The 23,464-nt window shown below is 38.1% G+C and carries 24 protein-coding genes and 1 riboswitch; of the genes, 21 read left to right on the forward strand and 3 right to left on the reverse strand.

Features of this window, described 5'->3' with window-relative positions; genetic code table 11:
• Positions 1-81 precede the first annotated feature (81 nt).
• From QN089_RS06315 to QN089_RS06335, 5 genes are all read left to right on the forward strand, one after another.
• The gene (locus QN089_RS06315; protein WP_285216274.1) at positions 82-1,605 is read left to right on the forward strand and encodes a CoA-acylating methylmalonate-semialdehyde dehydrogenase; all 1,524 of its coding nucleotides are present in this window, start codon (positions 82-84) and stop codon (positions 1,603-1,605) included.
• A 123-nt stretch (positions 1,606-1,728) separates the two neighbouring features.
• A complete protein-coding gene (locus QN089_RS06320) occupies positions 1,729-3,288 on the forward strand; it encodes an amidohydrolase (protein ID WP_285216275.1) in 1,560 nt (519 codons plus the stop codon).
• A gap of 135 nt (positions 3,289-3,423) precedes the next feature.
• The gene (locus tag QN089_RS06325; protein ID WP_285216276.1) at positions 3,424-4,968 is read left to right on the forward strand and encodes a PucR family transcriptional regulator; all 1,545 of its coding nucleotides are present in this window, start codon (positions 3,424-3,426) and stop codon (positions 4,966-4,968) included.
• Positions 4,969-5,085: 117 nt separating this feature from the next.
• The gene (locus tag QN089_RS06330; RefSeq protein ID WP_285216277.1) at positions 5,086-6,435 is read left to right on the forward strand and encodes an aspartate aminotransferase family protein; all 1,350 of its coding nucleotides are present in this window, start codon (positions 5,086-5,088) and stop codon (positions 6,433-6,435) included.
• Positions 6,436-6,458: 23 nt separating this feature from the next.
• On the forward strand, positions 6,459-7,856 hold the full coding sequence (locus QN089_RS06335) for an amino acid permease (RefSeq protein WP_285216278.1): 1,398 nt from the start codon (positions 6,459-6,461) through the stop codon (positions 7,854-7,856).
• Between the two features lie 47 nt (positions 7,857-7,903).
• Here QN089_RS06335 and QN089_RS06340 read toward each other — a convergent pair whose 3' ends face one another.
• A complete protein-coding gene (locus tag QN089_RS06340; RefSeq protein ID WP_285216419.1) occupies positions 7,904-9,064 on the reverse strand; it encodes an aminotransferase class I/II-fold pyridoxal phosphate-dependent enzyme in 1,161 nt (386 codons plus the stop codon).
• 163 nt (positions 9,065-9,227) lie between these two features.
• Positions 9,228-9,340: riboswitch (SAM riboswitch) on the forward strand.
• A 72-nt stretch (positions 9,341-9,412) separates the two neighbouring features.
• On the opposite strand from QN089_RS06340, the gene metA reads away from it, so the two are divergent.
• From metA to QN089_RS06370, 6 genes are all read left to right on the forward strand, one after another.
• Positions 9,413-10,321, forward strand: coding sequence for a homoserine O-acetyltransferase MetA (gene metA, locus QN089_RS06345; protein ID WP_068453781.1), 909 nt, complete (start codon positions 9,413-9,415; stop codon positions 10,319-10,321).
• 105 nt (positions 10,322-10,426) lie between these two features.
• Positions 10,427-12,352: an elongation factor G gene (locus QN089_RS06350; RefSeq protein WP_285216279.1), complete on the forward strand. Its 1,926-nt coding sequence runs from the start codon at positions 10,427-10,429 to the stop codon at positions 12,350-12,352.
• Between the two features lie 738 nt (positions 12,353-13,090).
• Complete coding sequence (locus QN089_RS06355) at positions 13,091-13,645, forward strand: chromate transporter (RefSeq protein WP_285216280.1); 555 nt, start codon at positions 13,091-13,093, stop codon at positions 13,643-13,645.
• Positions 13,642-14,169, forward strand: a complete 528-nt coding sequence (locus QN089_RS06360) for a chromate transporter (RefSeq protein ID WP_087680503.1) — start codon at positions 13,642-13,644, stop codon at positions 14,167-14,169. Before QN089_RS06355 ends, QN089_RS06360 begins: the two co-directional genes overlap by 4 nt.
• A 138-nt stretch (positions 14,170-14,307) precedes the next feature.
• On the forward strand, positions 14,308-14,562 hold the full coding sequence (locus tag QN089_RS06365) for a GNAT family N-acetyltransferase (protein ID WP_285216281.1): 255 nt from the start codon (positions 14,308-14,310) through the stop codon (positions 14,560-14,562).
• A 115-nt stretch (positions 14,563-14,677) separates the two neighbouring features.
• Entirely contained in the window at positions 14,678-15,121 is a 444-nt protein-coding gene (locus QN089_RS06370; RefSeq protein ID WP_068453759.1) for a DUF5680 domain-containing protein, read from the forward strand.
• Here the strand turns inward: QN089_RS06370 and yeiL are convergent.
• Positions 15,110-15,808 (reverse strand): transcriptional regulator YeiL, encoded by a 699-nt coding sequence (yeiL, locus tag QN089_RS06375; RefSeq protein WP_068453758.1) that lies wholly within the window; start codon positions 15,806-15,808, stop codon positions 15,110-15,112. The genes QN089_RS06370 and yeiL overlap by 12 nt on opposite strands.
• 82 nt (positions 15,809-15,890) lie before the next feature.
• Here yeiL and QN089_RS06380 point away from each other — a divergent pair, with 82 nt between their 5' ends.
• From QN089_RS06380 to QN089_RS06400, 5 genes are all read left to right on the forward strand, one after another.
• Positions 15,891-17,048, forward strand: coding sequence for an MFS transporter (locus QN089_RS06380; RefSeq protein ID WP_087680501.1), 1,158 nt, complete (start codon positions 15,891-15,893; stop codon positions 17,046-17,048).
• 12 nt (positions 17,049-17,060) lie between these two features.
• Positions 17,061-17,513, forward strand: coding sequence for a membrane lipoprotein lipid attachment site-containing protein (locus tag QN089_RS06385; RefSeq protein ID WP_068453753.1), 453 nt, complete (start codon positions 17,061-17,063; stop codon positions 17,511-17,513).
• A gap of 127 nt (positions 17,514-17,640) precedes the next feature.
• The gene (locus QN089_RS06390; protein ID WP_121177927.1) at positions 17,641-18,708 is read left to right on the forward strand and encodes a YeeE/YedE family protein; all 1,068 of its coding nucleotides are present in this window, start codon (positions 17,641-17,643) and stop codon (positions 18,706-18,708) included.
• A 12-nt stretch (positions 18,709-18,720) separates the two neighbouring features.
• A complete protein-coding gene (locus tag QN089_RS06395) occupies positions 18,721-18,945 on the forward strand; it encodes a sulfurtransferase TusA family protein (protein WP_068453749.1) in 225 nt (74 codons plus the stop codon).
• A gap of 70 nt (positions 18,946-19,015) precedes the next feature.
• On the forward strand, positions 19,016-19,309 hold the full coding sequence (locus QN089_RS06400) for a hypothetical protein (protein WP_141273899.1): 294 nt from the start codon (positions 19,016-19,018) through the stop codon (positions 19,307-19,309).
• Between the two features lie 153 nt (positions 19,310-19,462).
• Here the strand turns inward: QN089_RS06400 and QN089_RS06405 are convergent, their stop codons facing one another.
• Positions 19,463-19,936 (reverse strand): YbaK/EbsC family protein, encoded by a 474-nt coding sequence (locus tag QN089_RS06405; protein ID WP_285216282.1) that lies wholly within the window; start codon positions 19,934-19,936, stop codon positions 19,463-19,465.
• Positions 19,937-20,039: 103 nt separating this feature from the next.
• Here QN089_RS06405 and QN089_RS06410 point away from each other — a divergent pair, with 103 nt between their 5' ends.
• The 5 genes from QN089_RS06410 (at position 20,040) to QN089_RS06430 (ending at position 23,448) form a co-directional block, all read left to right on the forward strand.
• Entirely contained in the window at positions 20,040-20,240 is a 201-nt protein-coding gene (locus QN089_RS06410) for a YwbE family protein (RefSeq protein ID WP_285216283.1), read from the forward strand.
• Between the two features lie 106 nt (positions 20,241-20,346).
• Positions 20,347-21,003, forward strand: a complete 657-nt coding sequence (locus tag QN089_RS06415) for a hypothetical protein (protein WP_068453738.1) — start codon at positions 20,347-20,349, stop codon at positions 21,001-21,003.
• 231 nt (positions 21,004-21,234) lie between these two features.
• Positions 21,235-21,684, forward strand: a complete 450-nt coding sequence (locus QN089_RS06420; protein ID WP_285216284.1) for a GNAT family N-acetyltransferase — start codon at positions 21,235-21,237, stop codon at positions 21,682-21,684.
• Positions 21,685-22,062: 378 nt separating this feature from the next.
• The gene (locus QN089_RS06425) at positions 22,063-22,716 is read left to right on the forward strand and encodes an acetate uptake transporter (protein ID WP_068453731.1); all 654 of its coding nucleotides are present in this window, start codon (positions 22,063-22,065) and stop codon (positions 22,714-22,716) included.
• 117 nt (positions 22,717-22,833) lie between these two features.
• Positions 22,834-23,448 carry an RraA family protein gene (locus tag QN089_RS06430; RefSeq protein ID WP_285216285.1) on the forward strand — a complete coding sequence of 205 codons (615 nt, stop codon included), beginning with the start codon at positions 22,834-22,836 and terminating at the stop codon, positions 23,446-23,448.
• Positions 23,449-23,464 lie beyond the last annotated feature (16 nt).

Consider the following 23,464-nt stretch of genomic DNA (forward strand, 5'->3'; position numbering starts at 1 on the left):
CATCGTGCAATTTTCCTGTATCTGTTATATGGTAAATTATGTGTAAGTAAAAGATTACTAGCAGATGAAGGGGTGTTTTAGATGACAGTAGAACAAAAAGTACAGCAGTTACATCATTATGTGAACGGTGAAAAAGTTGCAGGAAAGAGTGGGAGTTATGCATCGGTTTACAATCCGTCTAAAGGCGAAGAAATTGCACGTGTACCGCTAGCGACACGTGAAGAAGTAAGTGAGGCTATTGCGACAGCGAAAGCAGCGTTCAAAGGATGGCGTAATACGTCAGTTGGTAAGCGTGTTGAAATTCTCCATCGTTTCCGTCAATTACTTGTAGAACATGAACAGGAATTAACAGAATTGATTTGTACGGAAAGTGGGAAAACACGTGAAGATGCAAAGGGTGAAATTACGCGTGGTTTAGAGTCAGTAGATATGGCAATTGCTGCGCCGCAAATGTTAAAAGGGGAATACTCGGTTAATGTGGGCGGTCAGATTAATGCCTTCTCTCGTAAAGATGCACTCGGTGTTGTTGGAACGATTGCACCTTTCAACTTTCCAGTTATGGTGCCGCTTGCGATTACAAGTATGGCTGTCGCGGTAGGAAATGCGGTTATTTTAAAGCCATCTGAAAAAGTGCCAATGTCGGCATTATTCCTATGTGAATTATGGGAAAAAGCTGGTCTACCAAAAGGTGTATGGACGGTAATTAATGGTGGTAAAGAAGCAGTAGATGAACTACTTGAGAATAAAGACGTACAGGCAATCTCATTCGTTGGCTCAACACCAATCGCAGAGTATATTTATGCGACAGGTACAAAATATTGTAAACGTGTGGCAGCATTCGGTGGCGGTAAAAACTTTATGGTCATCATGCCAGATGCGGATTTAGAACAAACAGCGAATGCGTTCTTAGGTGCTGCATATGGTGCTGCTTCACAGCGTTGTATGGCGATTTCAGGTGCTATTCCAGTCGGAGAAGACACTGCCAATCGCTTCGTCGCAATTTTAAAAGAAAAAATCTCACAACTAAAAGTCGGTGATTACCAAGAAGCAGGCGTTGATTTTGGTCCAGTTATTACACAACAATCAAAAGATATTGTCATCGAATCAATCGAGCGTGCCATTTCAGAAGGCGCAGAAGTTGTCGTTGATGGACGCGATTGGGATATTGTAAAAGAATCAAAAGAGTTTTTCGTAGGTCCAACATTACTTGATCATGTACAGCCGGGTATGCATGCATACGAACAAGAAGTCTTCGGTCCTGTTCGAATCGTGACACGCGTCTCAACGTTACAAGAGGCAATCGACTTAATTAATGCGCATGAACTAGGAAATGGTGTAACGATCTTCACGAATAATGGCGGCGCAGCTCGTCACTTTGAAGACGAGATTGATGTAGGTATGGTTGGTGTCAACGTGCCGATTCCAATTCCTGTTGGCTATCATAACTTTGGTGGCTTTAAACGCTCGAAATTCGGTGAAGGGCATATGTTTGGTCCAGATCAAGCGCGCTTCTTTACGAAAACAAAAACCATTTCTGAAAAATGGCTAACAGCGGATGAGCATGCGACAACAGCGTTCTCATTCCCAAGTAACCAAGATGCGTAAATAAATGATTGAGAGAAGTAGGTGTTCTTACCTGCTTCTCTTTTTTTCGAACAGAATTACTTTCTTTTTAATCGTTAAAAAGAGATAATAGAGAGAATAAATGGAAAAAGGGGTGGCGTGTACGTGAAAAAAGTTTGGATCAACGGCACAATTTACACAATGGAATCAGAAGGCGATACGGTAGAGGCGGTTTTAACGGAAGATGGGCGCATTATAGCATGCGGTTCTACCGAAGATTTAAAAAAAGAAGCGGATGAAATCATTGATTTACAAGGGGCAGTGATGTATCCCGGCTTCGTTGATAGTCATTTACATATGATTGGCGTAGGACTACAGTTAATGCGACTCGACTTATCGTCTGTCCAATCAAAAGAAGAAATGTTATATTTACTCACGATTGCAAGCCAAAATATACCTGAAGATAGTTGGCTCATTGCGGAAGGTTTCAACGAAAATCAATTTTTAGACCCAACGATTCCGACATTACAAGAACTCGATGCGATTCGTCAAGGACCGATTGCGATTAGTCGTGTATGTCGTCATGTCTATTTAGGAAATACAGCTGCATTACGCGCCGCTAACCTAGAAAATTATATAGATTCAGATAAGGGGTCTGTCGGACGCGATGAACAAGGGAATTTAACAGGCCTTGTCTATGAAGCAGCAGCAGAACAATTGCGTGATGCTCAAATTCAAGAGGGCGAGCAATATGTGAACGAATTGAAAAAAGCTTTGAATGTCGCAATGGATACAATGTTATCAAAAGGATTAACAGCAGGTCATACCGAAGATTTCGCTTATTATGGACCTTACCAAGAACCGTATCGTGCATACCGCGAAGTTTTAGCTGAACGACAAGATTTTCGCTGTCATCTACTCATGCACTACTATGTATTTGAAGAAATGATGGAGGCGAATCTTACGTTTGATGAACCATTTATGGAATGCGGTGCAATGAAAATTTTTGCGGACGGTTCATTTGGCGGTTCAACAGCGGCATTAATTGAAGATTACGCAGATCAATCTGGTTGGAAAGGAACACTCATTCAAACAGATGAGGAGATGGCGAAATTATTCCAACTCGCACGAAAATATGATGCGCCGATTGCGGTTCATGTCATTGGTGACGCCGCAGCAGAGCAAGTTGTGACGATGATGGAGCGCTATCCAGCGGCTGAAGGTGTGTGCGATCGACTGATTCATGCGTGTTTAGTAAATGAAGGTTTATTAAAACGTATCGCAAAACTCCCTGTTGCAGTCGACGTTCAACCGACGTTTGTGACATCAGATTTTCCTTGGGTAGCCGAGCGACTTGGTGAAGCACGTCTACCATATGCCTATGCATGGAAGTCATTACTTGAACATGGAATCCCATGTGCAGGAAGCAGTGATGGACCGGTAGAGAGAATCGACCCACTACTTGGAATTGAAGCGGCTGTCACACGTAAAAAAGACGGTGTTGTATATGGTGTAGAACAATGTATCAGTCGTTTTGAAGCGATTCAAATGTATACACGTGGCGGCGCAGAGATTATTGGGAAGTCACATGAACGTGGAATGATTAAAGAAGGATTTGTAGCTGATTTTAGTGTGTTTGACCGAGATTTATTTAAAGGAACGATTTCAGAAGCGCAAGCAGTCATGACGGTTGTCGATGGACGCATTGCTCATCAACAAGATTGATTATACAAAAAGTTTAGGTGCATGCGTGCCTAAACTTTTTTATTTGAAAAATCTAAATTTTAAGAAATAAATCAAAAAAGTTATAGAATTTCGATAAAACTACATTATAATAGATAGCATAAAAGAGGTGAAAATGTGCAAAATTTACAATTACAATTAGCAGATATTTTACAATATGATCAATTTCAATCGGCAGAATGTGTGACGGGAAATACCAATCGACTTGTGAAGTGGGTACATATTATTGAAAATTCAGCTGTAGGTCATCTCATGAAAGAACATGAACTCATTTTAACAACAGGAATGGGGATTCATAAAGATGTCGATACATTTGAACGTTTTTTAGATGAACTCATCGCCAAAAACTGTGCAGGGTTATGTATTGAATATGGTCGTTACATTCAGTCAATTCCAACAACCATTCTACAAAAAGCGAAAAAACATCAATTTCCGATTGTTGTTTTTCATGAAGAAGTATCTTTTAGTGATATTACACAAGAAGTACATCGCCAAATTATCAGTCATCAGTATCAATTAATTGAGCGACTGGAAGCCTATACACATACACTGAGTAAGGCATCGCTCACATCGAATCGACCAGAAGCATTGCTCGAAGTATTAGTCGAGGCAATTGGTGGACAGTGTATTTTACAACTAACAGATGAAAAAGCGGTCTATTATCCAAAATGTGACGCAACGAAAAAAGCGCGTCTTGAAAAAGAATCGCCTTTAGTAAAAGAGATTTTATTATTATCTCAACAATACGGTCAATTGAAATGGTATGGATTACATAGTGGAATCGAGTCTTTGTTTTTAGAGAGAACCGCACTATTTATCGCACAAATTATTTTAAGGAAGCTATATTCAATTGAGAAAGAAACGGTAGCGCAGCAACTTTGGAAACAGGACTGGCTTGAGGGACGACTATCGAAGCCGGAAATTTTGCAGCATCTTGAAAAAGAGCATGATCGTATTCGTATAAAGCAGATGACCGTTTTATATGTGAATGTAGCAAATGGTCAGTTGGAAGGACAAGAAGGCTTTGATGATGTGTACTTTACATTATATGCCCGCAATGTTTTTGAAAAACGCGGCTTTACAATTTGTACAACGAATCATCAGGATCATTATTATATGATTATTTTTAATCAGCGCGATGAAGCTTCGATGAGGACGCGGCTACGGGAGGCTGTGTTAAAAATTAAAAAGGTTTTTAAAACAGACACTGTTACACGCATTGCGACAGGTAAAACAGTTGAATCAGTGGAAGATGTACCGACTGCATATGAAACTGCCAGAACGACGATGTATATTCGAAAAGTATTGCAGACGACAGATTGTTTTTATGAAGATGTGTTATTAGGACATATGATTTTAAATTTACAACAAACAATGGATGTAAAGCAGATGATTACGCAATATCTCGGACCATTAATTGCCTATGATGAAAAACATTCATCAGAATTAATTCCAACATTGCGCACTTATTTAGCAACGAATTGCTCCAAACAGGAAACAGCTCAAAAATTATATATTGTGCGTCAAACATTATATCATCGTTTGAAAAAAATAGAAGAATTAATTGGAATGGATTCGAGTGAACCGCATCATCGTATGATGCTTGAGATGATGCTATACGCAAAAGAATTCATAGGGAAATCTTCGAAAATTCACGAATAAGCTAACTTATGTAAAAATATTCTGTTAATCGTTTTACATTATGTAACATACATTTCTTCCTTTCATGTCAGATAATACAAGTAAGAAAGACAACATGAATGAGAAGGAGTGGTTGATGTGTCTAAAACACAAACAGAAATGAACGCACAAGCAGTAGATGAGCAATATCTTTGGCATGGGATGAAACCGTATAATCCACAAGCAACAATGATTGTAGAAAAAGCACATGGTGCACGTATTCAAGACTCAGATGGTCATGAATATATCGATGCGATGGCGGGATTATGGTGTGTAAATGTTGGTTATGGGCGTGAAGAAATCGCAAAAGCTGCTTACGATCAGATGGTGAAAAATGCTTATGCGCCATTATCGCAATCACATCCACCGGCGATTCAACTCGCAGAGAAAGTAAATGAATTATTAGGTGGTGGCTATGTAGTATTCTTCTCAAATAGTGGTTCGGAAGCAAATGAAGTCGCTTTCAAAATTGCACGCCAATATTATGCGCAACAAGGAAAAGCATCTAAGTATAAAATTGTGTCGCGCTATCGTGCATATCATGGAAATTCGATGGGCTCTTTAGCAGCAACAGGTCAAGCAGAACGCAAATACAAATACGAACCGCTTGCGCCGGGTTTTTTACATGTTGCACCGCCTGATGAGTACCGTCAACCAGAAAAAGCATCTGAACCGACTGCACTTCCTTCTGTTCAAGCAGTCGATCATGTCATGACATGGGAGATGGGTCAGACGATTGCAGCTATGATTATGGAGCCAATTATTACAGGTGGCGGAGTCATTGTACCGAATGAACAGTACATGCGCGGTATAAAAGAAGTATGTGAAAAACATGATGCACTACTCATTGTTGATGAAGTAATTTGTGGTTTTGGACGTACAGGAAAGCCATTCGGTCATCAGCATTACGGTGTAAAACCAGATATTGTAACAATGGCAAAAGGGATTACAAGTGGGTACTTACCGCTATCTGCAACTGCTGTGAAGCGAGAAATCTATGAAGCATTCAATGGTAGTGAGATGTATGATTATTTACGACATGTCAATACATTTGGCGGTGCAACAGCGAGTTGTGCAGCAGCGCTTAAAAACATTGAGCTAATGGAGCAAGAACAACTATTTGAACGCTCAGCTATTAAGGGAGCAGAAATCTTACAAACACTTCAAGAACAGCTTGAAAATCATGCACTTGTTGGCAGTGTACGTGGAAAAGGTTTATTAATTGGTATTGAGTTAGTAGAAAATAAAGAGACAAAACAACCTGTAGCCGTTCAGGTTGTGAATGACATCATCGCAGCGTGTAAACAACAAGGCGTCATCATTGGAAAGAACGGTGCAACTGTTGCAGGATATAATAATGTCCTGACATTATCACCACCACTTAATACAAGTGATGAAGATTTACAAACGATTGTCGATACCGTTGTGAAAGCCATTTGGGATAAATAGCAAAGCATAAAGGGGTGTTGTAGATGAATGAAGGTCAATCGTTACAAAAGGGGTTAAAAAAGAGACATATGACGATGATTGCCATCGCTGGTGTTATTGGTGCGGGACTCTTTATGGGGAGTGGTTCAGTTATTCACTTAGCTGGACCCGGCGCCATCTTATCGTATGTGATTGCAGGTACCATTGTTGTCCTCGTGATGCGTATGTTAGGGGAGATGGCAGCTAAAAACCCATCCAGTGGCTCATTTGCGATTTATGCAAGTCAGGCGCTTGGAAAATGGGCAGGATTTTTAGTCGGTTGGCTTTATTGGTTCTTCTGGGTAATTGCGATTGCGCTAGAAGCAACTGCAGCCGCCGCCATCATTCAATATTGGTATGATGGGGTTCCGCTTTGGTTATTAAGTTTAATCTTAACTTTAACATTAACTGTTACAAATTTAGTATCGGTTAAGGCTTTTGGTGAATTCGAGTACTGGTTCTCATTAATTAAAGTAGTTAGTATTATTGCATTCTTAGCAATCGGTGCATTTATTATTTTTGGCATCGTACCAGGCTTTTCATCAGTTGGCTTTACGAACTTAGTAGGACAGGGTGGGTTCTTACCGAATGGTTTTGGCGCAGTCATGATGGGTGTTGTCATTGTCATCTTCTCATTCATGGGTACTGAAATTGTGGCGATTGCAGCAGGAGAATCTGCTGAACCGGTGAATGCCGTACAAAAAGCGACGAATTCAATCATCTGGCGTGTTCTTGTCTTCTTCGTCGGTTCGATTACCGTCGTTGTGACATTGCTTCCATGGGATTCATCGAGTATTTTAACAAGTCCTTACGTTGCAGTACTAGACTATGTCGGTATTCCAGCAGCAGCGCAAATTATGAACTTTGTCGTTTTAACTGCTGTATTATCTTGTCTGAATTCAGCACTGTATGCAACATCTCGTATGTCTTTTGCTTTAGCAGAAGAAGGACAAGCACCGAAAATTTTCTTAAAGTTGAATAAGCGCGGCGCACCTGTTTATGCCATTTTAGCGAGTACATTCTTCTCGTATATTGCCGTAATTATGAATTATGTATCACCAGAAGCAGTCTTCATGTTCTTAGTCAATTCATGTTCAGCGATTACATTAATTATGTATTTCATCATTGCAGCTTCTCAACTTGTTATGCGTCGTCGTGCGATTAAAGAGGGGACAGAACATGAACTTGTATTACGCATGTGGTTATTCCCGTATTTAACGATTGGCACGATGATTATGGTAGGAGGACTTGCTGTAGCGATGTTCTTCATTCCAAGTATGCGCTCTCAAATTCTCTTTACAGCAGTCATTGTAGCGGCAGTCATGCTTATGTATTACTTTACACAACGTAAAAAAGCACCTGTTGACCTGTTACAACCAGAACCTGAAACACCTCTTGAATAATAAAAAGTCTGAATCCTTATTGATGATGGGATTCAGACTTTTTCTGTTTATAAAGTTGCGAGTCTTGAAACAGCTTCTTGTAATAGTTTTTCATCTTGAACGAGTGCGATGCGTACATGGTTTCTGCCCGATGCACCGAAGATCGAACCGGGTACAAGTACAACGCCTGTTTGTTCAATAACATGATAGACAAATTCTTTGTCATCCATCTGTTGTTGCGGATACTTCGCATAAACGAACATACCACCAGCAGATGGTGCGAGTTCCCAACCAATTGCTTCAAGACCTTCTGATAGTACACGATGTCTTGTCGAAAAAATGGTACGCAATTCATCTGTAATTGATTCCGCATTGTCGAGTGCAACACATGCCGCATCTTGAATTGGACGGAATGTACCATAATCAAGGTGTGATTTGAGTTCGCCCAATGTTTCAATGACGGAAGCGTTTCCAACGATATACGCAATACGAGCGCCTGCAAGACTAAAGCTCTTAGAAAGTGAATTAATCTCGACACCCACTTCTTTTGCACCTGGTACTTCCAAAAAGCTAAGCGGCTTTGTACCTTCAAAATAGAATTCTGAGTAGGCGGCATCGTGAATGACGATTAAGTTATGTTTTTTCGCAAAAGCAATCGCCTTTTCAAAGAATGCGACAGAAGGCATTGCTGGAACGGGATTCCCTGGAAGATTTAAAATGAGCATTTTCGCACGTGCACAAATATCTTCTGGAATGGCATCAAAATCAGGTAAAAACTGATGTTCAGCTGTTAATGGCATCGCATACGCTTCACATTTTGCGAGATGAATGCCTGCTGCATAAGCTACATAGGCAGGGTCCGTTGTTAAGACGATATCTCCTGGATCACAAAATGCGAGCGGTAAGTGCACAAGTCCTTCCTGAGAACCCATCGTTTGAATGATCTCTGTTTGTGGATCTAATTCCACGCCACTACGACGTTGATAATAGTTGGCAACTGCTTCATGAAATCGCTCCGTTCCACCGAGCGTATAGCCATAACTATCAGCCTTTTCAGCTTGTTTTGCTAATTCTTCTCGCACAATTTGAGCAGGTGGTAAGTCAGGACTTCCCAAACTTAAATCAATAATTTTTGTGCCTGTTGCCGCTTTCTTTTTTGCAGCAGCTTTTAAACTACCGAAAATGGCTTTCGGAAATTGATTCATTAATGTTGAACGATGCATCGTCATCATGTTGTGTCACTCCTTTAATTCGCTTATTTCTTCTTTATTTTACCATATTGTATTTGGCTAAAAACACTATTTACGTTTTTTAACGAGAGATTTTATTGAATTATCAGAAATGTTTGCTATTAAAGTATGGTTCTGCTATGATAGTTAATAATTCAATATTGTCTTATCAAGAGAAGCCGAGGGAATGGCCCGATGACGCTTCAGCAACCTCTGTTTAAAACAGAAAGGTGCTAATTCCTACAGAAGCTCCATTATGCTTCTGATAGATAAGAGTCGGATACATATGTGTAACCTCATTCTTATCAAAGAGTGAGGTTTTTTTATATTTAAAGGGGGAGTTTCATCATGCCAATCAATATACCAAGTGGGCTACCAGCAACTGAAATTTTAAAAGAGGAAAAGATTTTCATTATGGACGAAGTGCGTTCGACAAGCCAGAACATTCGTCCGTTAAATATTTTAATTTTTAACTTAATGCCTGAAAAAGAAAAGACCGAGTTACAATTACTTCGTCTTTTAGGAAATACACCACTTCAAGTAAATGTTACGTTTTTAAATACGGCGACACATGAATCAAAAAATGTTAGTAAAAATCATTTAGAGTCATTTTATACGACGTTTGAACATGTAAAACACCGTAAATTTGACGGTATGATTATTACAGGAGCGCCAATTGAATTATTTGAATTCCATGAAGTTGATTTTTGGGATGAGATGGTCGAGATTATGGAATGGACGAAAACAAATGTCACGTCTGTTTTGAATATTTGTTGGGGCGCACAAGCGGCACTCTACTATCATTATGGTATTGGAAAATATACATTACCGTCAAAATGTTCGGGTGTGTTCGATCACATCGTGCATGATAGTACCGTTAAGTTAATTCGCGGATTTAATGATGTATATACAGCACCACATTCACGTAATACCTCTGTTTCAAGAGAGGCTATTTTAAACCATCCTGATTTAGAACTCGTGTCTGAATCAGACGAAGCAGGGGCATTTATTATCGTATCGCGTGATGAAAAACAAATTATGATTACAGGTCATTTAGAATATGATGCAGATACATTAAAGCAAGAATATGACCGTGATGTTGCAAAGGGCATCGAACCGCAAGTACCAAAACACTATTTCCCGAACGACGATCCAACGAAAAAACCGTTGAATCGTTGGCGTTCACACACGCATCTATTATTCTCCAATTGGTTGAATTACTATGTGTACCAAGAAACACCGTATGAATGGGAATAAACAGCAAACCATCTTTTTTCGTGTATATTCGAAAGAAGATGGTTTTATTATTGGACATGATATAATTCATAGTAGAGACGCTTTGATAAGAAATGAGGAAAGATAATGAAGAAAACAATTGGCATTTTAGCGCATGTAGATGCAGGGAAGACCACCTTTTCAGAGCAATTACTTTTTCATACGAAAAGTATTCGCACCATTGGGCGTGTCGATCATCAAAATGCACATTTAGATTTGCATGAGATTGAACAACAGCGTGGCATTACCGTTTTTGCGGAACAGGCCACTTTTACATATCGAGAAAATGATTATACGGTGATTGATACACCAGGACATGTCGACTTCGCGGCAGAGATGGAGCGTTCGATTATGGCACTGGATGGGGCAATTCTTCTATTAAATGGAACAGACGGTGTACAGGGACATACAGAAACAGTTTATCGTTTACTAAGAAAATATCGTATTCCTACACTGTTTTTCGTTAATAAAATGGATTTAATTAGTGCCAATGCAGCAACAGTGACAGAAGAAATTCAACAAGAATTAATGGAATATGCACTACCATTTCATGACTGGGCAACAGGAATAGAAGAATTTGCAGGACGAGATGAGCAATATTTAGAAGACTATTTAGAAGAAAGTTTATCCGAAAGCGAATGGCAAAAAAGGCTTTCAAAAGCTTTCATGGCACAAGAGCTTTCACCGATTTTATATGGCTCAGCATTAAAAGATGAAGGCATCGATTTTGCATTAGAAGTGCTAGATACATTGCTCCAGCCACAGCATAAATCGGGAGAGTTACAAGGAATGATTTATAAAATTCGTCACATTGAACAAAATCAACGTATGGCTTTTATAAAAATTCATCAAGGTTCGTTGAAAGTAAGAGACGATGTACGCTGTGGTGGGAATTGGTTTAAAATCACACAAATTCGTAAATATCACGGTAAAAAATTTGAGGAATTACAGCGAGCGGAAGCAGGTGATACGGTAGCGATAATTGGTTTGAAAGAAGCAAAAGTTGGTATGGGAGTAGGTGAATTTACGCCTTCTTATGAAATAGATTTGCGTCCAACGATGCGCACACAAATTGTTTATGAAGGCGCCTTACATCCAAAAGAGTTACTAGCATATTGTCGTTTGTTAGAAGCAGAAGATCCAGCACTTAGTGTGACGTGGCAAGAAGAAATACAGAAAATAACACTTCATATTATGGGTGAGATTCAATTAGAAGTGCTACAGCAAATTTTTGAAGAACGCTTTAGCGAGCAAATTGCATTTACAGAACCGACAATTATCTATAAAGAGACGATTCAACAGACGGTACGAGGATACGGCCATTTTGAACCGTTAAAGCATTATGCAGAGGTGCATTTACAAATCGAACCAAATGAACGTGGAGCTGGAATTGAAGTAACGAGCAAGTGCCACCCGAATGATTTAGCAATCGGACTGCAAAATATGATTCAGCAATCACTCATTGAAAAAAAGCATCGTGGTATTTTAACAGGTTCTGAAATAACGGATTTACGTGTAACGATTTTAACAGGACGCTCGCATCCGAAACATACAGAGGGTGGCGATTTTAGAGAAGCGACATTACGCGCTTTGCGACAAGGATTAGAACAAGCGGAAAATCAATTGCTTGAACCATATTATTCATTTTCATTGAAGGTACACCATGAACTATTTGGACGTATTGTCACAGATGTAACGAATCGCCATGCACAAGTAGATGAACCACAATTTATGGGTGAACAGGTATATATGACAGGTCGTGCACCAGTTGCAACGATGCGTGACTATCCAATTCAGTTTGCTGCTTCAACGAATGGTCGAGGTAGTCTGCAACTCCGTGTTGATGGTTATGATGTGTGTCATAATGCAGAGGAAGTAATAGAGCAAATGGCGTATCAAAAAGATGCTGACCCTGAGTACAGTTCAAATTCAGTATTTTGTGCAAAAGGAAAAGGCTATTCCGTTCATTGGACAGAAGCCAAAGAAGCGATGCACTGTCCAATGAATGACTAAAAGAAGAGTATATTTGGAAAATTAAGCTAAATTCCGAATATACTCTTTCTTGTTGTTTAAGCTTAATCATGTATATTTTAAGAAATCACTAGATAAATGTTTTATATCTCAAAAAAATAAATTTTACCTTCAATCAAAATGCAGATGGAAAGCCGATTAAATATACAGTAAAAGAAGATACAGAACTGAAAGATTATGAAGTATCCGTCGACGTAGAGAATAAAGGGAATATTGTCATCAACAATCTGTTATTGAACGTATTGAAATCCCCGCTTATATCAGTAATTTACAACAGATTATAGAGCGAGAAATTGTCCCAAAAGAAAGAATGCTTAAAATGTATAAAACAGAAACAGTAGAAGAAATAAAGACAATTGTTATAACCTATTCGACGAAAATAGATGCAATGAAAGATATTCTTTACTTTTCAAATGGACACGAATGAACAGAATCATATCACCTAGAACGTCGTGTAATTTACCATGTCTGTTTAGCAGAATGCAGTCGTTTAATCCAAATGGATGCGTGGACATCCATTTAACTATAAATAAAATGTAGAGAAATCTATGAATAAATGATTAAATTTGTATAAAAATCAAGTTATTTTTTTAAAACATTCAGTAAGAAGAACTTCATTTTTATTATAAACAACTAAAAGGAATTTTCTTTATTTTCAAAAAGAAGTATGTGTATTTCAAAAAAAAGGTATAATGGAAAGAAGTACATGGAGGTGTTTTTTTGCGACAACAAAAAGCCATTTTCATTTCTTTTTTTCGTTCAGGTGTACTAGGTTTTGGTGGAGGCCCTTCGGTTATACCTTTAATTGAAAGAGAAATAGTGAAAAATTTTAAATTGATGGATTCAGATGAGTTTGCGAACACATTAGCGATTGCGAATACGTTACCAGGTCCAATTGCAACAAAAATGGCAGGGTATGTCGGTTACCGTGTAGCAGGTATTACAGGCATGCTCAATGCACTTGTAGCAGCGGTTATACCGACTGTAGTAGCTGTTATTCTGTTATTAGGTAGTTTACAAAAGTTTCAAGAAGTACCATTTGTTCAAGGTATGACAAAAGGTGTTATACTTGTCGTATCTGCGATGATGTTTAGCTTGATGGTTGATTTTTTGAAAAAATCTTACTATAAGCTAGGAATTCTAACGGGTTTAGTTTTATTAGCGATCAGTATCATTTTAATGGTTATTCTCAATCTACATCCAGGGATTGTTATTGTATCATTCCTTGTATTAGCGTTTGTTCTTCCAGTTCGTAAGGGAGGCAAAAGTACATGATTTATTGGCAATTATTCGTTGTATTCCTCTATACGAATTTGATTGGTTATGGAGGAGGTCCTGCAACGATTCCATTAATGGAAGAAGAAGTGGTGCAGCAACATCATTGGATGACGACAGAGGAGTTTAGTAATACAGTTGGTCTGGCGAATGCTCTACCAGGTCCGATTGCAACAAAGATGGCAGGGTACATTGGATATGAACAGGCAGGTATTATTGGAGCCATTATTTGCCTTTTTGCAACAATTATGCCATCATTAATTTTAATGATAGCTCTTTTAGGGCTACTAAATAAATTTAAAAAGTCACAACGTGTACAGCGACTTTCCACATATGTCTTACCAGCAATCGCTATTTTGATGGGGCAACTCGCATATAGTTTCTTAAAAACATCGATGGATTCCTCGGGTATTTGGTTATCCATCATATTAGTCGCAATTTGTTATATTTTGATTGATATCGTAAAAATAAATGTTATTTTTTTAATCGTTTTGAGTCTTATATTAGGTGGTTTTTTCTTATAAAAGGAGGTATAAGACAGTGGATAAATTACGTAAGCATTCTTCACACTAAATTACATTTAGGAGGAGAATAAAATATGAAAGTAACTTTTTCAAAACAAAAACAATTTTCAAAAGAACAATTAGCAGAACTATATAACGATGTCGGTTGGTTTAGTTCGTGTTGTCGGTGATGGTTTAACAATCATCTATGTCCAAGATATTTTGGTAAAGGAAGCTGAACAAAATCAAGGAATTGCCTCGCACTTATTAGAGGATGTATTACACACATTTGCTTCTGTACGACAAAAAGTATTGTTAACGGAAGAAGCACCAGACGTTCGTCACTTCTATGAAAAGCACGGTTTTACATCTTGTAATCAAGGCGAAACAGTCGCTTTTGCAAAATTCACATAAACGAAAAAACACTTTGGAATCATTTCCAAGGTGTTTTTTTAGTTCAAATAGAAGGAATTCGATTATGAAACAGTGAAAAGGGAATAAGAAGAAAAAGTGTAAAGTAGGTGAAGAGATGGGAGATTTAAAAGCATTTATTTGGAAAGTGAAAAAATCGATTTATGCAGAGAATGCAGATCACTATGTACAAGGTGGATTACGCCATACAACATTCAAAGATGGTTTCTATCACTTTGAAAATCAAGAAATTGGCCATCGCTACTATTCTGGGCATGAGGTCATTTATAAAAAAGATGAACCTATTTGGACAATGGTTTATTCGGGTGGCATTTTAAATGATGATATAGGTGAGAAGCGACTATTATCTTTTTTACGCCGTGCCCTTGTAGAAGAGGAAAGGACCAATATATTACGTGGTCCGAGCTTCTACCAAGAGGAACATCTACTTTATTTGAATGAATTTTACGGTGGTATTGATCGATTTTCCGGACGTGAATATATCCGTTTTGGCACACATATTATTTATGAACTTCACTATAGCGGTGGTTTACTCGACTAAGTCAAGTAAACTCACATCAAGATGGTGCGTGACAGTCGCCATCTTTTGTAATGCAGTCACATCTTCAATGATATAAGTGCGACCTTGTTTCGATAACTTTTTCTGTTTAATGAAATGTGCAAAAACATGGAGTAAATGGCGATAAGAGACACCGAGATATTCACATACTTCGGTGTGCTTTTCTTTGTAAATACCTTCATGAGAAGAGATTAAAATAAATTCCGCAAGTCGATTTTCAAGTGGGAAGGAGAGCCCCTGTGCAAAGCGAGATGAGTGCATCGTAGCTTTTCGACTTAAATAGGCGCAAAGAAGGCGCAAGAAATGTGCATCTTGTAGTAAGAGAGATTTCACTTGTTGAATGGAAATCGCAAAACACTGTAAATCCGTTAATGCTTGTACTCCTTTTGAATAAGTGGCATCTTGTAACAATTCGAGTTCACCGATAAAAGCACCTGTTGTAATAAAGTTGAGTAATGCGACTTTACCATTCGGCTGCGTTGTGAAAATTTTTGCGCGCCCTTCTAATACATAATAAAGATAATCAGGGGTATCGCCTTCATGAATAATCATGTCACCACGCTGAAATGTTTGAACAGATAAAAAAGGTTCGATTGGAAAAGAAAATAGTGTATGGATAGGATGTATCTGTAATACCTGTTTTATGTCGTCTGTTTGTAAATTTTGCATCATTTACCACCTTAAATATGAGATATCTCACATTATTGTAGAGAAATACGTGCTAAACTGCAATAAGAAATGGAGTGAAAACATGAGAGAACAAAAGTGGATGGCACAACATTATTTTATCTTCTTCTTATCATGGGGGATTTTTCTACCGTATTGGACAGGGTATCTCGTACATGAAAAAGATGTAGCGATTGAATTAGCAAGTATGATGATGAGTGCAGGGTTAATATTGCGCGGGATTTCGACGATGTTCATCTTTCCGGCGATGGCAAACCGCTTTAGTCAAAGTACAGTACTGACAATTTTTATTTACGGCTCATTTTTAACGAGCGTATTATTTATTTTTACAAGTGATACAACGCTATTATTTATTTTAACGTGTTTACTAAGCTTCTTCTTACCAGCGATTATGCCAGGTTTGGATAGTACGGCAGGTATTTTAGTGCAAAAATATAATATTCATTATGGACGTAGTCGTTCATATGGTTCACTCGGTTTTATTGTATCGGTTATTATCGTGAGCCTTGTGTCTGCTCTTTACGGCGATCAATCGATGTTATGGCTTATGATAGCCTATACACTACTACTCGTGGCAGTCAATCTACAACGTGTACCAGAAGCATTAAAAGAAAAGCCAAATAAAAAAGTGAATAATGTTAGTTTTAAAACGATTTTTAAAACACGCCATTTCGTTTTTATTTTAATTTTAGTTACATTAATCCAAGGTTCACATGCAGCCTATTATAATTATGGCTATTTATACTTAGAGCATTTAGAAGTACCCAAGTATTTGATTGGTATCGTGATTAATGTCGGTGTTGGATTTGAAATCTTCTTATTTGCGATTGCCGACCGCGTATTTTCAAAGTGGAGTCCTGCTAAATTACTCGTCTTAGCATCTATTGGTGCCTCACTGCGCTGGTTACTTGCCTTTGCTGTACCAAATGCATGGATATTTACTGCGTCACAAAGTTTACACGCTTTATCGTTTGCAGTCTCACATTTTGCCTTTATAATGTATTTAGCAAAAGAACTGGAATATACACAGATTACAAAAGCACAAGGAATCTATTCCGCTTTTGCATTAAGTTGGGGAACAGCGATTCTAACAGTTATTAGCGGTTATTTCTATAATACCCAACCGAATTTTGCATTCGCTGCTATGTTTGTTTTCACATTACCAGCACTCGTTGGTTCACTTTATTTATATAAGAAGACGAAAGCAACCGAAAACATTTAAAGGAGTAAGAATTTGAAGAAATATATCACATTATTTTTTGCTGTGTTATTGCTTGCAGGATGTAATATACAAGGGCAAACTGCGAAAGAACCACCGACTGTTAAAATAGAAGCAGACGGTAAAAGTTATGATACTGTTCTTGGGACGTTTTGTTGGAATGGTAAGTGTGAGGATCATGCAGGGCCTGTTGAATTAATGAAAGACAAAGTGACATTACAAGTGAAGGCAGGCGAAAAGCTTCAATTGAAGCAGAGTACGACGAATCTTCCTACAACTTCTTTTTTAACAGAACTTAATTCCATTGAACAAGGAAAAGATTTACCGTTAACAGAAGATGGGACGTTTACAGCGCCGACACAACCAGGAACATATTACTATGGTTATACGGCTTCTTGGCGTGATGAAAAGAAAGATGTATCAATTGGCGATGCACAGTATGCCTTCGCTTTAAAAGTATTACCATAAGAAAAAATCTCGAAATCAATTTGATTTCGGGATTTTTTTACTTTATTTAAAAATAAAGGTTGAAATATTCAGAAAAATAGATTATATTAATCCTACAGGAATACTAGGTTAAAGAAGGAGTGAGAAAATGATTCAAATGGTAGGAACAGGGTTACTATGTGGCGCACTACTTGGTTTCGTCTTACAAAGAGGACGCTTTTGTTTAACAGGTGGTTTTCGAGATTTATATTTAACGAAAAACACACGTATGTTTAATGCTTTATTACTTGCGATTGCGATTCAAGCAGTCGGTGTCTATGCACTCATTCATTTTGATTTATTAGTATATGAAGCAGGAACGTATTCATTCGTAGCTGTAGCACTTGGCTCATTTATTTTTGGGATTGGTATTATTCTAGCAGGAGGTTGTGCAACAGGTACATGGTATCGCGCAGCGGAAGGATTAGTCGGTAGTTGGATTGCACTGATTTTTTATATGCTGACAAGTGCCATGATGAAGACAGGGGCATTCAAACCAATTCATGACGCTCTTCAAAGTATGCAAGTACGTGATAATTCGATTGCACGTACATTCGGTGTCAATGTGTGGGTACTTATTATCTTTTTCATCGGTGTTGTGGCACTCATTCTTGTAAAAGAAGCACGAAAACCAAAAATCTTCATTCCACAACTAAAGCCGAAAAAAACAGGCATTGCGCATATTTTATTTGAGAAGCGCTGGTCAACTTATGTGACAGCTTCTCTAATTGGTGTAATTGCGATTTTAGCATGGGTATTCAGTGAAGCAAGTGGTCGCATGTCGGGTTTAGGTATTACAACGCCATCTGCCAATATCGTGCAATATGCTGTAACAGGTGATGTACAGTATATTAACTGGGGTGTTTTCTTAGTACTTGGTTTATTGATTGGTTCATATATCGCCGCAAAAGGAAGTGGCGAGTTCCGTCTACGTGTACCCGATCCTAAAACCATCGTTTCTAGTCTATGTGGTGGTGTATTAATGGGGTTCGGTGCAAGCTTAGCAGGCGGTTGTACAATCGGAAACGGTCTTGTACAAACAGCGATGTTCTCATGGCAAGGTTGGATTTCACTTGGTTTCATTATTCTAGGAGTTTGGACAGCGACTTATTTCGTATTCGTTCGTCCAACAATTAAAAAAACAGCGCAACAACCAACTGTTGCACAAACAAATTAGGGGGAATTTTACATGGTAAAAGTATTAGAAACAGCAGGGCAAGTTTGTCCATTTCCATTAGTAGAAGCGAAGGCGGCACTTGAAACATTAACATCTGGTGAGGAGTTAGAAATTCGCTTCGATTGTACACAAGGAACGGATTCGATTCCACGCTGGGCAGCAGAAGAAGGGCATACTGTGACGAATTTTGAACAAGTGGGCGATGCGGCTTGGACGATTACCGTACAAAAGAAATAGCCACTTGTTTACAGAATACATTTCCTATGGCATCATACTAATGACTCTATAAATAAAAAGGTTGATGACAATGGAACAAAAATTCAAAGTGAATCAAATGCTGACGAATCGTCAAACAGGTCACGTCGAAAAAATTTATGCGACAACACCAGACGGTCAACCATTTGACTTACTCGAAATTAGTATTTTAACGCATTATGAAGTGATTACATTAGAAGCGTTAGAAGAAAAGTTACAACAAGCAGGGATCACATATGAATTAGTGCCTGTTGGTCGCACATATCTTCTAACTGTCGCAACAAAAGAAGATGCAAAACGCTTCATTGAACAAATCGCACCGCTTTATAATGAAGTACTACAATAAAAAAAGAGGAATTTCGTCAAATACATGATGAAATTCCTCTTTTTTACTTTTTAAAATACTATGTGTGTGCATGCAATATGAGAATTTCATATGCTGTTACTTTAACATTTTAAAGCATTGTCAATCATTTAAAAATCTTCATTTCTTCATCTCCTATGTACGCCAATTTTTACATACGTCCACCCATTTAATACTTTGTGCATAGCGTTCTAATTCTGGAATCGTTAATTCGATGGCGGAATTACTACTACCGCAAGCTGGGAATACCGTCGTGAATCGCTTAAGTGATTCATCTAAATAGACCTGTACACCCTCATTAATACCGAATGGACAAACCCCACCAATCGCATGACCAATTGTTTCTTCTACTTCTTCTGGTTTTAGCATGCGAGGCTTTAGTTGAAAAGTCGCTTTAAATTTCGCGTTATCAATTTTCGTATCACCAGCCGCTACAATTAGAATTGGTTGTTCTACCCCGTTAAATGATAAAGTTTTCGCAATGCGTTCAGGTTCACAACCAAGTGCTTGCGCTGCTTCCTGTACAGTAGCCGTACTTGCATCAAATGTTTGAATCTGCTCTACTAAATCAAATTGTTCAAAGTATTGTTGTGCTCGTTCGAGTGACATCTCTTGCTCCTCCTTTGTTATTTGCATGATATAATGATAACGTAATCAATTGAGAAAACCAACGCAATTGTTTGAATATTTCATTTATTAAGGGGAGATTAGAATGGACGGACGTAAGAGAAATACGATTCATAAAGGACTGGCAGTGGCGATTGTCTTAAAACAAGATCAGCGCACAGGAAAAGAAACAGTTGGGGTTGTCAAAGATATTTTGACGAATAGCCCATCACATCCGCACGGTATTAAAGTGCGCTTAGAAGATGGTCAAGTAGGCAGAGTGTGTAGAATTCTTGACAATGCATAGATTTTTAGACATCATTCTCCATTTATGAATTGCCCAAACAAATCTTGGTTGGTACTATAGAATAGTATGAATATTTGTATAGAGATGAATAGGTAGGGAAATGCACATGAGAATTTTAAATTTCATCATTATTTATGTCGTTGTATTAGCACTTGGTATGGGTGCAATCGCACTAGGTGTACCACAAACGGCAGCACTTTGGTTCTTCACCATTGCCGCAATCGTGTTGGTAATCGGCTATATGTATGCGATGACATCAACGAAGAACACAAAGTTAACATTATTTGCGATTAAGTTTCAAAAACGTTCGCCGATGTTTGCGTATGTCTTTGCGGTTAAAGACGGTACATTAGAAGACGAACTAGAAGCGATTGAGTTAGTGAAAAAGAAAGTGAAAAATCCTGAAACCGTTTATGACTATGAATTTTTAGGTTATATTCGCCAAAAGGATTTAGTCAATGCGTACGAAATCATTAAAAAGATGAAATCGAGTCCACGTAAACGTTTAAATATCGCAATTTACGAAGCAGAAGCTGGTAAATACGGTGTGGCGCGTAGCCATGATTTAGACTTCATCTGGATGGAAGATTATATCGAAGCATATGTCGCAAACCTTCAAGGTAATAAAGAACGTTATGAAGAATATATGCAAAAAACAATCGAAGGCACAAAAGGTTTACAACGCCTAACAAATGAAGCCATCTACGCACGTGATCTACGTGAATGGGATGCGGCACACCAAAAGAAGAAAAAGAAAAAATAACGAAGGAGCTGCGTACGCAGCTCCTTTTTGTATACGATGAAAAATCTCTTATTTATGGATAAAATTTCAATTTTTTTCTAGAATTATTACCTTAGCGAACTAATTTATGCAAAACTGATTGTATGCAGATGTGTCTAAAAAGACTACAATATAGATAAGAATTTAAATATTTAGGGGATGGAAGAAAAAACTTAAGTATTTAAAGGCTATTTATGATAGGAGTGAGATAATATGCAACTATTCGAAGTACCTGTAGGAGCGAGAGAAAAGTTTTTGAATTTATTAATCCTTGCAGATGAGGATGAAGCAGTCGTTAGAGAATATTTGAATGAAGGTAGACTATTCGAAATCACAGAAAAGATGGAGAGAGTCGGGGTTATTCAAACAATTGAATGCGACGGTTATTCCGAAGTGAAGAATATTGCCATAACTCCAGAGCGTCAAGGTCAGGGGATTGGGAAAAAAGCTTTACGCTTCGTTGAAAAGATTTTATACGACGATGGAGCTCAGATCATGAAAGTTGGGACAGCAAATTCATCTATTAGCAATATCGCTTTTTATCAAAAGGCAGGTTATCGCCTAGATTCAATTCAGCATGATTTCTTTTCAAATTATAAAGAACCGATTTTTGAAAATGGAATTCAAGCGATTGATTTATTATACTTCTCAAAAGAATTATAAGAATTTACAAAATAGTATGATGTAGCTTGATGAACGAAAACACCTTCTTGTGAAGACACAAGGGTGTTTTTTTTATATGGTCAAAAGAACTACGATTATATTGTAAGCCGATAGAAAAGCGTGTATGTGTCTGGAAATATCAAAAAAATAGCATAAAAAATATACAATTCCTTTATTGTACTATAACAAAAATGATTGTATCAATACAATAAAACGCAAATTTTCTCTTTTAAATTATTATTTTCTGTTTTGAGCACCTTTTTTGCTTATTAAATCAATTCTTTTACTTATTTATGAAAATATTGGTTCTTTTTTGATGTAAACGGTTATATTTTACTTGTAACAGAAAATAACGTACATAAAGTAGGGGGAATGAACATGAAACAGGTTCAAGATATTCGAGTAACAGCAGCAGATCCATCTGGTATCGGTCTATTTGGTTTAGCGATTGTCACATTGGTGGCATCAACGCAGAAGCTGGAATGGACAGAGGGATTAGGCTTTGTTCTCCCATGGGCAATCTTTTTAGGGGGTTTTGCACAATTATATGCTTCAATGATTGATGCAAAATTAGGAAATACATTTGGCGCAACAGCATTCGGTGCATATGGCTTCTTCTGGTTAGCTGTAGGCGGTGGCTGGTTAATTCAAGCAGGCGTGTTAGGCGAAACACTTGCTTCACAATTAGATGTACACCAACTCGGTGTTGTATATTTAGGCTATTTAGCATTTACAATTTTCATGACAATTGGTGCATTAGAAACAAACAAGGTATTATTCTTAATCTTCTTCTTAATCAATTTCTTATTCTTAGGTTTAGGATTAAGTTCACTAGGTATCTTAGAAACTTCAATGCACAATATGGCTGCAATTTCTGAATTATTAATCGGATTATTAAGTGTCTACGGTGCAGGCGTAAATGTTCTAAACCGTCACTTCGGTTTTGAATTCTTACCACTAGGCAAACCATTCAACATCATTGGTCGCCGTCGTGAAAAAGCAAAAGCTTCAGACATGGCAACACACTCATAATAGTAAAAGGGAGTCGATTCGTGAATCGGCTTCTTTTTTTATCTTTCAAATCTAGCATAAGTATTCTTTTATGGTATATACTAACAATAGGGTCAGCTTCAAAAGGAGCAAATTAACATGACAACACAAACACAAAAAGTATACTATCCAACAACAGCGATTAGTGACGGACAACATGGTGAAGGGTTCGTTGCGGGTGGGATTCGCCCAATTCGTGAAGATTTCACGTTATTCGGTAAAGCGATTACAGTGAAGTTACCTGTTGGAGAAAACGGGGCAGTATTAGAAGCGATTGCACAGGCAGAGCGCGGCGATGTACTCGTTGTCGATGCGAGAGGCGATTTGAATCGTGCAATTGCAGGTGATTTCGTGATGAGTATGATGAAAGCAGTAGGCATTGCGGGACTGGTTGTTGATGGTGTCATTCGTGATGTTGAAGCAGCGCGTGCATTAGACTTTCCGGTGTTTTGCAAGGGAACAACAGCTGTTGCGGGTGTGAAAAATGGTGGCGGACGTGTACAAGTACCTGTCGCAATTGGAGAGGTAGCAGTACAGCCAGGCGATTATATTTTTGGAGATGCGGACGGTGTGATTGTCGTGCCGCAGTCAAACATTGATGAAGTGTTAGAGCGTACGCAAGCGAAAATTCAAAGTGATACAGAACGCGAAGAATCTGTATTGCAAATGGAAGAGACTGTACGTGCGTACTTAGCGAAAGTTACAAGTAAATAGCAGTTGAGGAGAAGAA

Origin of the sequence: Kurthia sp. YJT4 (assembly GCF_030219945.1) — a bacterium.
Lineage (GTDB): Bacteria > Bacillota > Bacilli > Bacillales_A > Planococcaceae > Kurthia > Kurthia gibsonii.

What these genes read in the sequence shown, in the direction of transcription:
- QN089_RS06315 (WP_285216274.1), top strand. Translation starts at nt 82, where the DNA reads ATGACAGTAGAACAAAAAGTACAGCAGTTACATCATTATGTGAACGGT.
- QN089_RS06335 (WP_285216278.1), top strand. Translation starts at nt 6,459, where the DNA reads ATGAATGAAGGTCAATCGTTACAAAAGGGGTTAAAAAAGAGACATATG.
- QN089_RS06340 (WP_285216419.1), bottom strand. Translation starts at nt 9,064, where the DNA reads ATGACGATGCATCGTTCAACATTAATGAATCAATTTCCGAAAGCCATT.
- metA (WP_068453781.1), top strand. Translation starts at nt 9,413, where the DNA reads ATGCCAATCAATATACCAAGTGGGCTACCAGCAACTGAAATTTTAAAA.
- QN089_RS06350 (WP_285216279.1), top strand. Translation starts at nt 10,427, where the DNA reads ATGAAGAAAACAATTGGCATTTTAGCGCATGTAGATGCAGGGAAGACC.
- QN089_RS06360 (WP_087680503.1), top strand. Translation starts at nt 13,642, where the DNA reads ATGATTTATTGGCAATTATTCGTTGTATTCCTCTATACGAATTTGATT.
- QN089_RS06365 (WP_285216281.1), top strand. Translation starts at nt 14,308, where the DNA reads ATGTCGGTTGGTTTAGTTCGTGTTGTCGGTGATGGTTTAACAATCATC.
- QN089_RS06370 (WP_068453759.1), top strand. Translation starts at nt 14,678, where the DNA reads ATGGGAGATTTAAAAGCATTTATTTGGAAAGTGAAAAAATCGATTTAT.
- yeiL (WP_068453758.1), bottom strand. Translation starts at nt 15,808, where the DNA reads ATGCAAAATTTACAAACAGACGACATAAAACAGGTATTACAGATACAT.
- QN089_RS06380 (WP_087680501.1), top strand. Translation starts at nt 15,891, where the DNA reads ATGAGAGAACAAAAGTGGATGGCACAACATTATTTTATCTTCTTCTTA.
- QN089_RS06390 (WP_121177927.1), top strand. Translation starts at nt 17,641, where the DNA reads ATGATTCAAATGGTAGGAACAGGGTTACTATGTGGCGCACTACTTGGT.
- QN089_RS06395 (WP_068453749.1), top strand. Translation starts at nt 18,721, where the DNA reads ATGGTAAAAGTATTAGAAACAGCAGGGCAAGTTTGTCCATTTCCATTA.
- QN089_RS06400 (WP_141273899.1), top strand. Translation starts at nt 19,016, where the DNA reads ATGGAACAAAAATTCAAAGTGAATCAAATGCTGACGAATCGTCAAACA.
- QN089_RS06405 (WP_285216282.1), bottom strand. Translation starts at nt 19,936, where the DNA reads ATGTCACTCGAACGAGCACAACAATACTTTGAACAATTTGATTTAGTA.
- QN089_RS06410 (WP_285216283.1), top strand. Translation starts at nt 20,040, where the DNA reads ATGGACGGACGTAAGAGAAATACGATTCATAAAGGACTGGCAGTGGCG.
- QN089_RS06415 (WP_068453738.1), top strand. Translation starts at nt 20,347, where the DNA reads ATGAGAATTTTAAATTTCATCATTATTTATGTCGTTGTATTAGCACTT.
- QN089_RS06420 (WP_285216284.1), top strand. Translation starts at nt 21,235, where the DNA reads ATGCAACTATTCGAAGTACCTGTAGGAGCGAGAGAAAAGTTTTTGAAT.
- QN089_RS06425 (WP_068453731.1), top strand. Translation starts at nt 22,063, where the DNA reads ATGAAACAGGTTCAAGATATTCGAGTAACAGCAGCAGATCCATCTGGT.
- QN089_RS06430 (WP_285216285.1), top strand. Translation starts at nt 22,834, where the DNA reads ATGACAACACAAACACAAAAAGTATACTATCCAACAACAGCGATTAGT.